11 protein-coding genes and 2 pseudogenes are annotated in these 14,324 nt (G+C 42.8%); 10 read left to right on the forward strand and 3 right to left on the reverse strand.

Annotation, left to right across the window (positions count from 1 at the left end; all coding sequences use genetic code 11):
* Positions 1 to 5 precede the first annotated feature (5 nt).
* The 10 genes and pseudogenes from NCCP2331_RS10210 to NCCP2331_RS10255 all read left to right on the forward strand — a co-directional run.
* Complete coding sequence (locus NCCP2331_RS10210; RefSeq protein ID WP_251670470.1) at positions 6 to 1,523, forward strand: tripartite tricarboxylate transporter permease; 1,518 nt, start codon at positions 6 to 8, stop codon at positions 1,521 to 1,523.
* Entirely contained in the window at positions 1,513 to 2,514 is a 1,002-nt protein-coding gene (locus NCCP2331_RS10215; protein ID WP_251670471.1) for a tripartite tricarboxylate transporter substrate binding protein, read from the forward strand. Before NCCP2331_RS10210 ends, NCCP2331_RS10215 begins: the two co-directional genes overlap by 11 nt.
* Positions 2,498 to 4,279, forward strand: coding sequence for an L-arabinonate dehydratase (gene araD / locus NCCP2331_RS10220; protein WP_251670472.1), 1,782 nt, complete (start codon positions 2,498 to 2,500; stop codon positions 4,277 to 4,279). Before NCCP2331_RS10215 ends, araD begins: the two co-directional genes overlap by 17 nt.
* A gap of 169 nt (positions 4,280 to 4,448) precedes the next feature.
* Positions 4,449 to 5,915, forward strand: coding sequence for a CoA-acylating methylmalonate-semialdehyde dehydrogenase (locus NCCP2331_RS10225; protein WP_251670473.1), 1,467 nt, complete (start codon positions 4,449 to 4,451; stop codon positions 5,913 to 5,915).
* Between the two features lie 227 nt (positions 5,916 to 6,142).
* Positions 6,143 to 6,301: a hypothetical protein gene (locus tag NCCP2331_RS10230; protein WP_251670474.1), complete on the forward strand. Its 159-nt coding sequence runs from the start codon at positions 6,143 to 6,145 to the stop codon at positions 6,299 to 6,301.
* A gap of 330 nt (positions 6,302 to 6,631) precedes the next feature.
* Positions 6,632 to 6,811, forward strand: a complete 180-nt coding sequence (locus tag NCCP2331_RS10235) for a hypothetical protein (protein ID WP_251670475.1) — start codon at positions 6,632 to 6,634, stop codon at positions 6,809 to 6,811.
* A 93-nt stretch (positions 6,812 to 6,904) separates the two neighbouring features.
* Positions 6,905 to 7,578, forward strand: a pseudogene (ltrA, locus tag NCCP2331_RS10240) (group II intron reverse transcriptase/maturase); the annotation flags it as partial.
* Positions 7,579 to 8,126: 548 nt separating this feature from the next.
* Positions 8,127 to 8,513 (forward strand): RNA-dependent RNA polymerase family protein, encoded by a 387-nt coding sequence (locus NCCP2331_RS18480; RefSeq protein WP_376776815.1) that lies wholly within the window; start codon positions 8,127 to 8,129, stop codon positions 8,511 to 8,513.
* Between the two features lie 48 nt (positions 8,514 to 8,561).
* Entirely contained in the window at positions 8,562 to 9,371 is an 810-nt protein-coding gene (locus tag NCCP2331_RS18485) for a reverse transcriptase domain-containing protein (RefSeq protein ID WP_376776816.1), read from the forward strand.
* Between the two features lie 79 nt (positions 9,372 to 9,450).
* Positions 9,451 to 10,041, forward strand: a pseudogene (locus tag NCCP2331_RS10255) (group II intron maturase-specific domain-containing protein); the annotation flags it as partial.
* 150 nt (positions 10,042 to 10,191) lie between these two features.
* On the opposite strand, the gene NCCP2331_RS10260 reads toward NCCP2331_RS10255, so the two are convergent.
* The 3 genes from NCCP2331_RS10260 to ggt form a co-directional block, all read right to left on the reverse strand.
* The gene (locus NCCP2331_RS10260; RefSeq protein WP_251670476.1) at positions 10,192 to 11,049 is read right to left on the reverse strand and encodes a DMT family transporter; all 858 of its coding nucleotides are present in this window, start codon (positions 11,047 to 11,049) and stop codon (positions 10,192 to 10,194) included.
* Between the two features lie 272 nt (positions 11,050 to 11,321).
* Positions 11,322 to 12,098, reverse strand: coding sequence for an SH3 domain-containing protein (locus NCCP2331_RS10265; protein ID WP_251670478.1), 777 nt, complete (start codon positions 12,096 to 12,098; stop codon positions 11,322 to 11,324).
* 332 nt (positions 12,099 to 12,430) lie between these two features.
* Positions 12,431 to 14,149: a gamma-glutamyltransferase gene (gene ggt / locus NCCP2331_RS10270; protein ID WP_251670554.1), complete on the reverse strand. Its 1,719-nt coding sequence runs from the start codon at positions 14,147 to 14,149 to the stop codon at positions 12,431 to 12,433.
* Positions 14,150 to 14,324 lie beyond the last annotated feature (175 nt).

Here is a 14,324-nt window from a genome sequence, read left to right on the forward strand (position 1 = left end):
AGTACATGGGCATAGATCTGATAAATGGAATTACAGCAATGCTGACGCCTTTTCATATGGTTTTGATTTTGGTAGGAGTAGCAATGGGGTTAGTCTTTGGTTCTATTCCAGGTTTAACCGCAACTATGGCAGTAGCAATTTGTCTACCGATTACCTTTACTATGGAGCCACAGGCAGGTATGGCACTCCTAATGGGGCTTTATATAGGCGGCGTATCCGGAGGACTAATACCTGCGATTTTGTTGAAAATACCGGGGACACCCTCCTCAATCGCTACTACCTTTGATGGCTATCCTATGGCACAGAATGGGCAGGCGGGCAAGGCACTAGGGTATGGTGTTGTCTATTCGTTTCTAGGTGGTTTGTTCAGCATTATTGTATTAATTCTGATCGCACCACCACTTGCTAAGGTCGCGCTGAAATTCGGTCCTATGGAATATTTTGCGATCACCATATTTGCACTTACACTGATAGCCAGTTTGTCTGAAGGCTCCCTCTCAAAAGGAATGCTAGGTGCATTGCTCGGTATTGCATTGGCAATGGTTGGTGCCGCACCAATTGATGCTTATCCCAGGTTTACATTCGGATTGAGTCAGTTAAATGCAGGGTTTAATTTGCTGCCAGCTTTAATTGGGTTGTTTGCCATAAGTGAGATACTCCAAACAGCCGAGAAGAAAATTAATCCTCTTTCTAAAGGTATTTCAGTCGAAAAGGTTGAAAAGGTCGGATATTTCTTAAAGCAATTTCCAAAGAGTTTTAAAAATTGGTTTCGATCAAGCATTATTGGAACAGCAATTGGTATCCTACCTGGAATAGGCGGGGGAACAGCAAATATCGTGGCTTATGCAACAGCAAAAAATCAATCGAAAGATCCTGAAACATACGGTAAAGGAAATCCAGAAGGGCTCATAGCATCTGAGAGTGCAAATAATGCGGCAATCGGCGGGGCTCTTGTTCCCCTCATGGCACTTGGTATACCAGGAGATACAGTGACAGCCATGCTCTTAGGAGGCTTAATAATTCACGGTATTCAACCTGGACCACTCTTTTTTACACAAAATACCGATGTGGTTTATGGTATTTTTGCTGCATTAATTATTGCAAATATAGCTATGGTAATTTTTATGTTATTTGGGATGAAGTTCTTTATTAAAATACTCAGCGTTCCTCGTCATATTTTACTCCCAATAATTATTGTTCTGTGCGGAGTAGGAGCATTTACCGAAAACAACAGAGTTTTCGATATGTGGGTATTATTGTTTTTTGGCCTAATGGGCTATGTCCTGATCAAATTGAAATTCCCGATTACCCCCATTTTGCTAGGGTTTATCCTTGGGCCAATAGCAGAAATTAATTTAAGGAGGGGGCTTATGGCAACACAGGGTGATTTTATGCCTTTTATTACGAGTCCAATCCCCTTGGTAATTTGGATCTTAGTAATTGTATCTATTCTTTTTAATATATTGAAGAATAAAAAACAAAAAAAACAGAATGTCAAAGGAGATGTCATTAATGCTTCATAAAACAATAAAAAGAAATTTAATTATTTTTGTCGCTAGTATATCGTTACTGGTTCTTGGTGCCTGTTCAGCGGACGGCCTGGAAGTATCCGAGGCTTCCTCTAAAGATGAAGGAAAAGGATATCCCAATGGCACGATCGAAATGATTGTCCCTGCATCAGCAGGAGGGGACACAGACCGAAATGCCCGTTTGCTAGCTAGGTATTTAGAGGAGAACCTTGGGGTTTCTGTAATTGTGCAGAATGTCAATGGAGCCAGTGGCAGCGTCGGGGTTGATGAACTTGTTAAATCCAAACCTGATGGTAATCGAGTATTATTCTTTCACAACAATATTTTAATAAATCAAATACTTGGGCTTACAGAGAACACCTACGAGGATCTTAAAATTGCTGGGATTAGTGCTATCGACAAAGGAAATGGTGTCGTGGTAAGGGGGGACGCTCCTTATGAGACGATGGAAGATCTGCTACAGGCAGCAAAAGCGAATCCGAATAAACTCAATATGGGTACTTCTGTAGGTGCATTTACGCATTTCCAAATGCTTGACGTAATGGATAAGGCCGGAGCGGAATTCAACTTGGTAGACACCGGCGACTTTGCAGAAAGAAATACAGCATTGCTAGGTGGACAACTTGATGTCGTTCCTATGCAATTGGGGCTGGTCCAAGATTATCTTGAATCAGGAGATATGCGGGCCATTGGTGTACTCTCTAAAGAAAGAATGGAAAAGTTTCCTGACGTTCCGACATTTGTTGAATCAGGAGTAAATTCAGTTTTCGAAAAATTTTTCTTTTTGGCATTCCCAAAAGACACACCTGATAGCATTGTTACAACATTCACCCAGGCTGTAGAAACAGCGACTCAGAATGAAGAATATATTTCGAAGGCTAAGGGGTTTGGGCTTGATCCCCAGTATTTAAATCCGGAGGAAGCGGAAAAGCTGATATCAAAAGAAGCCGATAACTATAAAGAAATTAATGAAAAACAAAAATGATAAAGTAAAAAAGGAGATGGAGATATCTATGATATTCCACAAAAATCTTGATAATTTGCGAAGCAAAAGGTGGTTAAATAATGGAGATTTCCGTAGCTTTAATCATAGTTCACGAATGATGCAAATGGGTTTTGACCCGGAGGACTGGAACGGAAGGCCAATCATCGCTATTCTGAACACTTGGTCGGAAATAAATCCTTGCCATCACCATTTCAAAGATCGCGTGGAAGATGTGAAGAGAGGAGTTCTTCAAGCAGGCGGTCTACCTTTAGAAATTCCCTGTATGTCATTATTTGAAAGTATTAACAAACCTTCTGCAATGCTCTATCGAAATTTGCTCGCCATGGAGGTTGAAGAACTGCTGCGATCTTATCCTATAGATGGAGCAATATTGATGGGTGGCTGTGATAAAACAACGCCAGGTTTGCTTCTAGGAGCAATTAGTATGGATATTCCTTCAATCTTTATCCCGGCAGGTCCGATGATTAATGGAAACTTTAATGGACAAACACTGGGGTCTGGATCCGATGCTTTCAAATCATGGGATGATTATCGCGTTGGTAATATTGGAGAATGTGAGTTGCTAGGAGTATGTGGAGGTATCGCACGCAGCGCTGGTACGTGTATGACCATGGGAACGGCGAGCACAATGACTTCCATAGTTGATACGATGGGATTAACTATTCCGGGCGCATCATCCATTCCGGCGGTAGATACGAATCATAATCGCATGTGTGCAAAAGCGGGGAAAAGAATTGTTGACATGGTGTGGGAGGACCTGAAACCAAGCGATATACTAACCAAGGAATCTTTTGAGAATGGTATTGTTTCAACAATGGCTCTGGGCGGTTCAACAAACTCTATTATACATTTAATAGCATTAGCCAGAAGGGCGAATTGTGATATTGGAATAGAAGATTTTGATCGGATCAGTAAGGAAGTACCAGTAATTGCCAATATCAGACCGAGCGGAAAAGAATATTTAATGGAGGACTTTTATTACGCAGGCGGTATTTTGGGAATGTTAAGCAGGCTGCGTTCATTTTTAAATCTAAATGAAAAGACAGTTATGGGAAACACTTTGGATGAAGCAATAGGCCAGTCTGAAGTTTACAATAACGATGTTATCTGCCACCTTGAAAACCCGGTTTATGGAGAAGGTTCTTTAGCGGTTTTGCAGGGGAATTTGGCTCCTGATAGTTGTGTAATTAAAGCCAGCGCATGTGATCCGAAATTCTTACGACATTCAGGAAAAGCAATTGTCTTCGATGATTATGCATCACTGAAAAAATTTACAGATGATGAAAATGCAGATGTAACGGAAAATGATGTTTTAGTTCTCCGAAATGCGGGACCTAAAGGAGGTCCTGGAATGCCAGAATGGGGGATGTTGCCCCTGCCTAAAAAGATGATTCGTCAAGGGGTCAGAGACATGCTCCGAATTTCTGATGCCCGAATGAGCGGCACAAGTTATGGATCCTGTATTCTTCATGTGGCTCCCGAGTCATATGTGGGTGGACCCTTAGCGTTGATCCAAACCGGAGATATAATTACAGTTGATATTCCAGAACGCTCTATAAATGTAAATGTCTCAACAGAGGAGATGGAAGAACGACGGGCTAATTGGGTCCAGCCGACCAGGAAATTTGAACGTGGTTTTGGATGGTTGTTTTTAAAACACATTCAGCAGGCAGATGAAGGATGCGACTTTGATTTCTTGCAAACGAATTTTGGAGCACCAGTGAAGGAGCCGGAGATTTTCTAACGCTTTTGAGTAGTTATATCAAATTAAACTATTTAGTTAGAAGTTGAGAAATCCGAATTTTATAAATGTTAATGGAATATTACGGTAAGGAGATAAGGAAACAGAAGGATATAAAAATGTAAAATAAGACAAAGAATTTATTGGTGATCAAACAATAGGAGGAATAATAATGGCAGATGTAATCAAAGGTTATAAAGTTCTTAAAAATTATATTAATGGTGAATGGGTGGAATCGGAAACAAATAAAATGGAAGAAGTAATTAATCCAGCAACAGGGGAAGTAATTGCAAAGGTTCCTATTTCTACAAAAGAAGAGGTCAATTTTGCTGTAGAGGCTGCAAATCAGGCATTTGAAACATGGAAAGAAATTGATGCTCCCAAACGTGCTCGAATTTTGTTTAAGTTCCAGCAATTACTTGTGCAACATTGGGATGAACTAGCCAAGATTATTACAACAGAAAATGGTAAGAATTTAGTAGAAGCCAAAGGAGAGGTTTTACGCGGGATTGAAAATGTTGAGTTTGCATCCGGCTCTCCTACATTGCTAATGGGTGATAATTTGCCTTCTATCGCAACAAATCTTGAGTCCGGTGTATACCGTTATCCAATAGGTGTAATCGGTGCAATTTCTCCGTTTAATTTTCCAATGATGGTTCCTTGCTGGATGTTCCCTATGGCAATTGCGACAGGCAATACTGTTGTTCTAAAACCATCAGAGCGCACCCCATTAACAGCAATACGGCTGGCAGAATTGTTCGAGGAAGCGGGATTGCCAAAAGGTGTATTGAATATTGTTCATGGCGCGCATGATGTTGTAAATGGGCTGTTGGATAATAAAAAAGTGGCAGGTATTTCATTTGTAGGATCGCAACCGGTAGCTGAGTACGTATATAAGCGGGGAACGGATAACTTAAAGCGTGTTCAAGCCTTATCAGGAGCAAAGAATCATTCAATTGTATTAAATGATGCAAATATGGATAATGCTTCTACACAAATTCTAAACGCAGCATTTGGATCTGCAGGTGAGCGATGTATGGCAGCTTCTGTTGTAACTGTAGAAGAATCAGTTGCAGATGACTTTATAGCATTATTATTGTCAAAATCAAATGATATTGTAATTGGTAATGGAATAAACGATGATGTCTTTCTAGGACCAGTCATCCGAGAACAACATAAAGAGCGGACAATTGAGTATATTAACAAGGGAGTAGAAGAAGGAGCGGAACTTGTACGAGACGGACGAAATGATCAAACGACGCAAGGAGAAGGATACTTTGTCGGGCCGACGATATTTGATGAAGTAACTACAGAAATGACTATTTGGAAGGATGAAATTTTTGCACCTGTACTATCAATTATTCGGGTAAAAGACCTTGATGAAGCAATATGGGTAGCTAATAAATCAAGATTTGCTAATGGTGCTTGTATTTTTACTAAGGATGGCGGATCTGTTCGCAAGTTCCGTGACAGCATAGACGCAGGTATGCTAGGAGTAAATATCGGGGTCCCTGCACCGATGGCTTTTTTTCCATTCTCCGGTTGGAAGGATTCCTTCTATGGAGACCTTCATGCAAACGGGAAAGACAGCATTGAATTTTATACACGCAAGAAAGTGATAACCACACGCTGGATTTAACTATTTGTAGGAATAATAGCCTCCTCAATTTAAATCTAGCCAAGCAAAAATGAGTTCGCCAGATTTCTTCGTTAAAAACTACAATTAATTTTGGGCGAGTATCATACTCGAATAAAGTGAAAAGAGCTGCTCAATGTAGAACATGTGGAGAATTCGGGGTTGTGACACTGTCCGCAGCTGCCATTATAGATTTCCATGATTCTGAAAGTCAGATAGGAGAAAGGGAAATGGGCAGGGATGAAACGTTTGAAGATGGGCGTGACGCGGTAAGTTTGTATAACGAAGTGTATTCGTCGTTGAGTTGGACAGCGCAAATGATTGTCGAGAAGATGCCGCTGGATGAGTATTTGAGCAGGGGGCTCGAGTTGATGGCTGTTCCATCTTGAGCGGCTATAGAATATGAAAAGCTCTGCAGGATTATGCAGAGCTTTTTGATGTGCGCCCAGCATGGGCGCAGTCTATAGGGTGCAAGTCCCGAGCTGTGAAGGCAGAAGTAACAGTTAGCTTAACGCAAGGGTGTCCGCGGCAACGCGGAATCTGAAGGAAGCGGGCGGCAAACCTCCGGTCTGAGGAACACGAACTTCATATAAGGCTAGGTGCAATTGGGTGAGTTTGCATTACAAAACAAAGCCCTTTCTGCCAAAGGTTGCATCGAGTAAATGAAGCAGATAGGTGGAGGGAAAGACTGCGCTCTTACCTGGGGAGGTCTGACGGATATGCCAAGTACACTTGGTAACCTGTCCAGTGATGGACAGCTGAACCGTCAGAAGTCAGCAGAAGCCATAGTACCATTCGATTTCGAGAACGAATGGGAAGGGCCGAACAGTCGAGAGAGAACAACGGTTTGGCATTCAGTCATCTGCGATGATCACAGAGAACCGAAAAGGCATACTTGAAGGAGGACGCGGTGAATCCCGCAGGGGACTTCAAGATGGTGGAGCAGAGGCTGGCATAATAAGAAACGTTGTTCACGGAAAGAGGTGTAACGCATGTTGATGGAGCAAATCTTATCACGGGAGAATCTGTTGACCGCCCTGAAACGGGTGGAACGAAATAAAGGCAGCCACGGTGTGGATGAAATGCCCGTACAAAACCTACGAAGACATATCATGGAACACTGGGACTCACTGAAGCAGTCACTTCTTGAGGGAACCTATGAACCGCAACCGGTCCGCAGGGTCGAAATCCCGAAACCTGACGGCGGTGTGCGACTACTTGGCATCCCTACCGTGAGGGACCGCTTCATTCAACAGGCGATTGCCCAGGTCCTGAACGTCCTGTATGACCCGACATTCTCTGACCACAGTTATGGTTTCCGTCCGAGACGGAGCGCCCATGACGCGGTTCGGGAGGCAAAGGGCTATCTGACGGAAGGATACCGCTGGGTAGTCGATATCGACTTGGAGAAATTCTTCGATAAGGTGAACCATGACCGTCTCATGGGGACACTGGCGAAACGAATCGAGGATAAGCGTCTACTGAAACTGATTCGAGGATACCTGAAGTCAGGCGTCATGATTCATGGCGTCGTGTGTTGGACAGTGAAGAAGGAACACCGCAAGGCGGCCCCCTCAGCCCGCTCTTATCCAATATCGTCCTGGACGAGTTGGACAAGGAAATGGAAAGAAGGGGTCACCGGTTTGTGCGCCATGCCGATGACTGTGTGCCACGAAAGCAAGTGAAGTGTGCCTAAGGCACATCTCCAAATGCTATGCTGCACCCAAGATGAGAGTAGGCCTCTCGCAATCGCTATACAGGTAGAGATTGCAAACCACCTTAAGGTGCTGTGGTCAAAAGCTATGGTATTGAGCGTTAAGGAAAAGGCGGAGCAAGACTTCGTCAGGTAGGTATTAAGGAGACGAAAACCATTGAACCGCTGATGAAGTATCGAAAGCGTATAAATGTCATCAAAACTGAGGGGGAGTCGTTAACTCAGGATAAGTTCGGAGGACACCTGTTTACTGTCCGTTCGGTGACCGGTATAAAGGCGGCGTGAACTTAATACAGGCTTGGGTGTGGAACGTGGGAACCTACGACATGGATGCTAAGGGAGAGATTTCAAGTGGAAGCCCCACGAGAATCGGAGTACCAATGCCATGTATAGGGGCGGAATAACTCGTAGTAGCAATGAAATCTCCTAACGGAGATGGAGCAAAGGGGTTATATTATTCAGTTTTATAAACAAGTCAACCATCAAAGTGGGAGGAACTTATGCATAAAACAAAGCCATATGTGATATCTAAAAACATAGTATATGATGCCTTTCTGAGAGTTAAAGCAAACAAAGGTTCAGCAGGAATTGATGAGCAATCCATTACAGAGTTTGAAGGGAATCTCAAAGAAAACTTGTATAAAATATGGAATCGAATGTCATCTGGCAGTTACTTTCCTCCAGCTGTTAAAGCTGTAGAAATACCAAAGAAAGATGGAGGTACTAGAACACTAGGAATCCCAACGGTTGCGGACAGGATTGCACAAATGACGGTGAAGTTATATTTTGAACCTTTGGTGGAGCCGTTCTTTCATGAAGACTCCTACGGATACAGACCGAAGAAAAGTGCCATTCAAGCAATTGAAATCACTCGAAAAAGATGCTAGAAGTACAATCGGATACTTGAATTCGATATCAAAGGTTTATTTGATAATATAGACCATGAGTTATTAATGAAAGCAGTAGAAAAGCATACGCAAGTTGAATGGATAAAGTTATACATCAAAAGGTGGTTAAGAGCACCGTTTCAAACGAAAGCAGGAATAGAAGAGCGTACCTCCGGCACACCGCAAGGTGGTGTAATTAGTCCTGTATTAGCAAATCTATTCCTCCATTACACATTTGATAAATGGATGGCTATTTATCACCCTGACAATCCGTTTGCTAGATATGCAGATGACGCAGTCATCCACTGCAAGACAGAGGAAGAAGCAAAGAAATTGCACGAAATGCTTAACTTGAGAATGAACGAATGTAAACTAGAACTACATCCAATCAAAACGAAAATTGTATATTGTAAGGATGCAGATAGAAAAGGACACTATGAAAATATAGCGTTTGATTTTCTAAGGTACACGTTCAGACCTAGGCTGTCGAAGAATAGGTGGGGAAAAACTTTTGTGAACTTCACCCCTGCCATTAGTAATAAATCGAAGAAATCTATTCGACAAAAAGTGAGAGAATGGAAACTGCAATTAAAGGCAGATAAAGAGCTCTTGGACTTATCAAAGATGTTTAACTCGGCAATTCAAGGCTGGATTAATTACTATGGCAAGTTCTATAAATCTGAAATGTATGCTTCATTAAGGCATATAAATAAGGCCTTAATAATATGGGCGAGAAGAAAATATAAACGATTAGCTCGCCACAAGAAAAAGGCAGAACATTTTCTAGGTAGAATTGCGAAACAAAATCCCAGACTCTTTAAACATTGGGATATAGGTATTGTACCTACGGCTGAATAATGGGAGCCGGATGAGCTGAGAGGTTCACGTCCGGTTCTGAGAGAGACTACTGGGGAGGTTCCAGTGGTCTACTTGCCGCAATATCTATGTGAAAACAGAGAGGGCAGGTCAACGTGTCATGGCTTCTATCACGTCTTTCATCGAAAAGACCTTACGATTGAAGGTAAATGAAAAGAAATCAAAAGTAGACCGTCCGTGGAAACGGAAATTTCTTGGATTCAGCTTTACCAGCGGTAAAGAACCGAAAGTCCGGATTGCGAAAGAGAGTATCAAACGGATGAAGAATAAAATTCGGAAGATTACCTCTCGAAAGAAACCATATCCGCTGTCTTACCGGATGGAGAAGCTGAACCAGTACCTCATGGGCTGGTGCAGGTACTTTGCGCTGGCAGATACCCCGAGTGTGTTTAGAACACTGGAATCATGGATTCGAAGAAGGTTACGCATGTGCGTATGGAAGAGTTGGAAGAAGCCACGTACGAAGGTGAGGAAACTCATCGGACTGGGAGCGCCCCAAGAGAAAGCTTACGAATGGGGAAACTCCCGTAAGAGCTACTGGCGAATTTCGAAAAGTCCCATACTGCACAGAACCCTCGGAAACTCCTACTGGAGTTCCCAAGGGCTCAAAAGTCTGATGGGTCGTTATGAAACTTTGCGTTATCGATCTTGATTGAACCGCCGTATACCGAACGGTACGTACGGTGGTGTGAGAGGACGGGAGTTAATCGCTCCCTCCTACTCAATTGTGAAAGATACCAGGCGCGCACGCAATTCAAAGACAGTTCTGTTTACTCAATTGTGTGGGGACTTGGTACCTGTTTCATGACAAAGCAGGCTTCTTATTCTGTAAAAACATATAAAACGAAGCACCGAAAATAATGAAATAGCCCAAAATGCTATAAAGATCAGGTACCTGGCCAAGAAAAGAGAGGCCGAGCAGAGCGGTGAACACGACCGTGAAATAGTTGAATACAGAAATGTCCTTGGCGGGCGCAAACTTGTACGCGAGCGTGATGCCGAACTGGCCGATGGTCGCGAACACTCCGCCGAGCAGCAAATACACCGTCTGCTGCAGCGTCATTGGCTCATAGTTGTAGATGACGAACGGCAGAAGCACAACTGTCGTGAATCCCGAAAAGTAGAAAACAACCGTATAAAATTGCTCCCGGTCGCCCAGTGCACGAAGCGCGGTATAGGCGGCGCCGGCAAAGACGGCAGACAATATTCCCGCTGCATAGGGTACGATGTCAAGCGAGAATGAAGGCTTGATAATAAACAGCGTACCGAGAAACGCGGCAATGATGCTATAGATTTGGTATGGTTTCACAAATTCCTTCAAGAAGATGGCAGCAAAGATAATGGTGAAGAAGGGGCTCATTTTATTAAGCATGTCCGCATCTGCAATGACGAGATGATCGATTGCATAAAACAGCAGGATGATTCCGATCATGCCGAGTGTCGAACGCAGCAGCAGGAGCGGCTGGTTTTCCCGCTTGCCAAAGAAACGTTCTTTGAAATGGAGTACGAAAAAGAAGGATATAATCATCGACACTCCGTTCCGGAATATCGTTTTTTGCAGCGTCGGTACGTCGCCTGATAATTTGACGAACAGCGTCATGATAGAGAAGCCGAACGCAGAGAGTAAAATGAGTAAAATTCCTTTGTTTTGATTAGTCATAGTTGTCACCTGTCCTTATTGTGCCCGGTATGTATGATAGCATGAAGTGAAGAGCTTTAACACCTTCTAACACAACGTTAAAAGAAACTCTTCGACCGGACACTTACTATTGCTCAGATAGGGAAAGGTGCCCAGGGAAAGGTGCCTGTGCGCGGCACAAATCGGACACTATTCAGAGTTGTATGCAAAGTGACATTATGTGTGTACCTGGTACCTAACACTTAGACGAAAAGCCTCCTTTCCGAGAAATCGGTCAGGAGGCTCTTTTTCAGTTATTTCCATTGTTTTACAGACGATAACTCCGTATAAGTCTTTCCCTTACTGTCGGTACTTTTAATAATCCCGATTCCCTTTGCCAAATACTCTCTGGCACCGTTTGGGTACCGAAGTATGACGACGTTTTTGAAGGTCCCGCCTTTTACTTTAACTGTTTTAGTTGTGCTCTCTACCAATACTTTGTAACTTGATTCATAATTATATACTGTAAAATAACTTCCTTGTTTTAAAGGCAATGGAGCTTCTACAAACATATGATCAGACTCTGAGACCCCCATTACAAAATTAGTTTTGCTCTCGAAATATACATAGTTAGGATAGTCAGACGAAGAGTTTTTATTGCTGCTAAATAAGTAAGCCGAGTTTCCTTCTCTCTTCGCTGTGAACGTTTCTTTACTTTCATCCAGGAACGAAGGTGAGTACGTAAGGATTAGTCCATTCACAGGCATTAAGCCTCCGCTGACAGTTGTTGGAGCAGAAACTGCATTCGGATTCTTTTTAGAAAGTGCCGAAGTGTATACATAACCTTTGCTCTTGCCTGTATGAATATGTGACCAGCCGTTTGATGAAGACAGTACTTTAACTTTTGACTTGTTTTTCACTGTACCCAGTCGATTAGCATTTTGACTTGGCTTCGCACGCAGGACAATATCATTTTTAGCGTGTACGTACATATCCGTACTTCCTGCAGCTTCAGTAGTTTGTGGTGCAAGTACATAGAAAAAACCAATCAACAGAAACATTATTACTGATGTAGATGTCATTTTCCTCATTACTATCACTCCTTTTCTAGTTACTTTTTGAGGATAGCATAGATTCAAAGGAACTAATAGCTTAATTAAAATTCTGACGTCTGAAAATACTGTACCCTTCGAATTAAAAGAAAAAAAGGCTGGCATGATTCCGCCCTGTTACAATAGACCGATTTAATAATTACTAAGCCTAACAGCTATCTGATAAGGTTTATATAGAAACTTTTTGCAGATGAATTGAACGGCTCTAGTGAAACTATTGCTTAGAAACAAAAACAGCCCTCCTGCTCATGTCATTCTTGAGTGGAGGGCTGTTTTTGTTCTACAAGATTGTTTTCAATTATATAAGTCTATTACTTAGTAACTCCGATTGCCGCGCCATTTCGGCTTGAGTCGGCTACGCCTTTGTATGTTCCTTCTTTTTGGTCGATAAGAATACTTTGCACATTACCAATTGTTACGGGTTTTTCCCCAAATTGATGGCCAAGCTTACGTAAGTGATCCATCGCCTCTTCAGGAATGCCGTCTTCATAACGATACGAAGCTGTACTGTTCGTATAGATTCGTGGCTCTTCTACAGCTGACTTCAGTTCCATATCATATTCAATCGAATGAATGATGGTCTGAAGCACAGAAGTGATGATTGTCGGTCCGCCTGGTGAACCTACTGTCAAAACAGGCTTGCCGTCTTTAAAGACGATAGTCGGTGTCATACTGCTCAGCGGCCGTTTATTTGGTTCAACTTGATTGGCACCGCCCGGCACAGCATCAAAGTCCGTCAATTCATTATTTAATAAAATCCCATATTCAGGAACCATGATTCCTGTGCCGAATAATTGCTCGATTGTTGTCGTATTCGATACGACATTTCCCCATTGATCCGTTACGGAATAATGAGTGGTTTCCCCGAGTTTGTTATCGTTTGGCTGCTTCGTCTGAGCAGATGCCGCCTCTTTGTTTTCATAAGCCCACGGGTTACCGGCCTCCGGTTTTTTAATCATGCTGTCTAAGCTAATCAAGTTTTTGCGCTCTTGGATGTATGCCGGGTTCAGCAATCCTTCCAGAGGGACGTCAACGAAATCAGGGTCACCTGCGTACACTGCCCGGTCTGCATAGGCTAAATGCATGCTTTCCGCCAGCAAATGATACTTTTGCCAAGACTTCACATCGTACTGTGATAAGTTAAAACCATCTAAAATGCCGAGCATTTGCAGGAGGAACACACCGCCTGAACTCGGAGGAGGCATGCTGGCAATCTGATAGTCTTTGTAATCTCCCCAAATCGGATTGTCCATCGTGACGGCATATGTACTGAGATCTTCGGGTGTCATCGAGCCGCCATATTGTTGTACTGCCTGTGCAATAGCCTGTGCAATTTCTCCTTTATAGAATACGTCTGTACCTTGTGACTTAATTAGTTCAAATGTTTTTGCCAAGTCTTTTTGGACTAGCAGATCACCTTCGCGTAAAGGTGTTCCGTTCGGTACAAAAATATTTCCGGCTTCTTTAAAAGCAAGCATCATCTTGTTGTCCTCAATCGCGTTGGCAAGAACGGAGTCGATTGGAAAGCCGCCTCGTGCTAATTCAATAGCCGGTTCGATTAACTCTGCCATCGGGAGCGTACCCCAGCGATTCAGAGCTTCTTCGAGTCCTTTTAACGTTCCAGGCACGCCAACTGCCTTGCCCCCAGTTGCTCTTTCAGCGAAAGAAATAGGTTCTCCAGCTTCATTTAAGAACATATCAGGAGTTGCCCCATCAGGTGCCCTTTCTCTGCTGTTAACAATTTGTGTTTTATCTGTTTTGGCATCGTAGTACATTAAAAATCCGCCGCCGCCGATGCCGGACATCATCGGTTCTGTAACATTTAATGCAAATTGGATGGCTACTGCCGCATCAATCGCATTCCCGCCCCTCGCCAAAACATCCGCTCCTACCTTTGACGCTAATGGATGTGCTGTAGCCACCATACCATCCATACCGGTAGCAACTTGACGATAATTCGAATAATCCATATCCCACTCTTTTGCAAACGTAATTCCTGGCAATGTACTAATCAAAAGTAACAGACTCATCGAAAATACCACTAACCAATTCAACCGTTTTTTCAATCAATTCACCCTTTCAGAATAGTTGTCTGTCGATGTAGGACCTACCCTCCCGCTGTACTAGTTTGTTTACTATTACGTAATTGTAAATATAATAGTAAGAATAATTAAACTATACCAAACGGTTAGTTAGATAGATAGC

Origin of the sequence: Sporosarcina sp. NCCP-2331 (assembly GCF_023707945.1) — a bacterium.
GTDB lineage: Bacteria > Bacillota > Bacilli > Bacillales_A > Planococcaceae > Sporosarcina > Sporosarcina cascadiensis.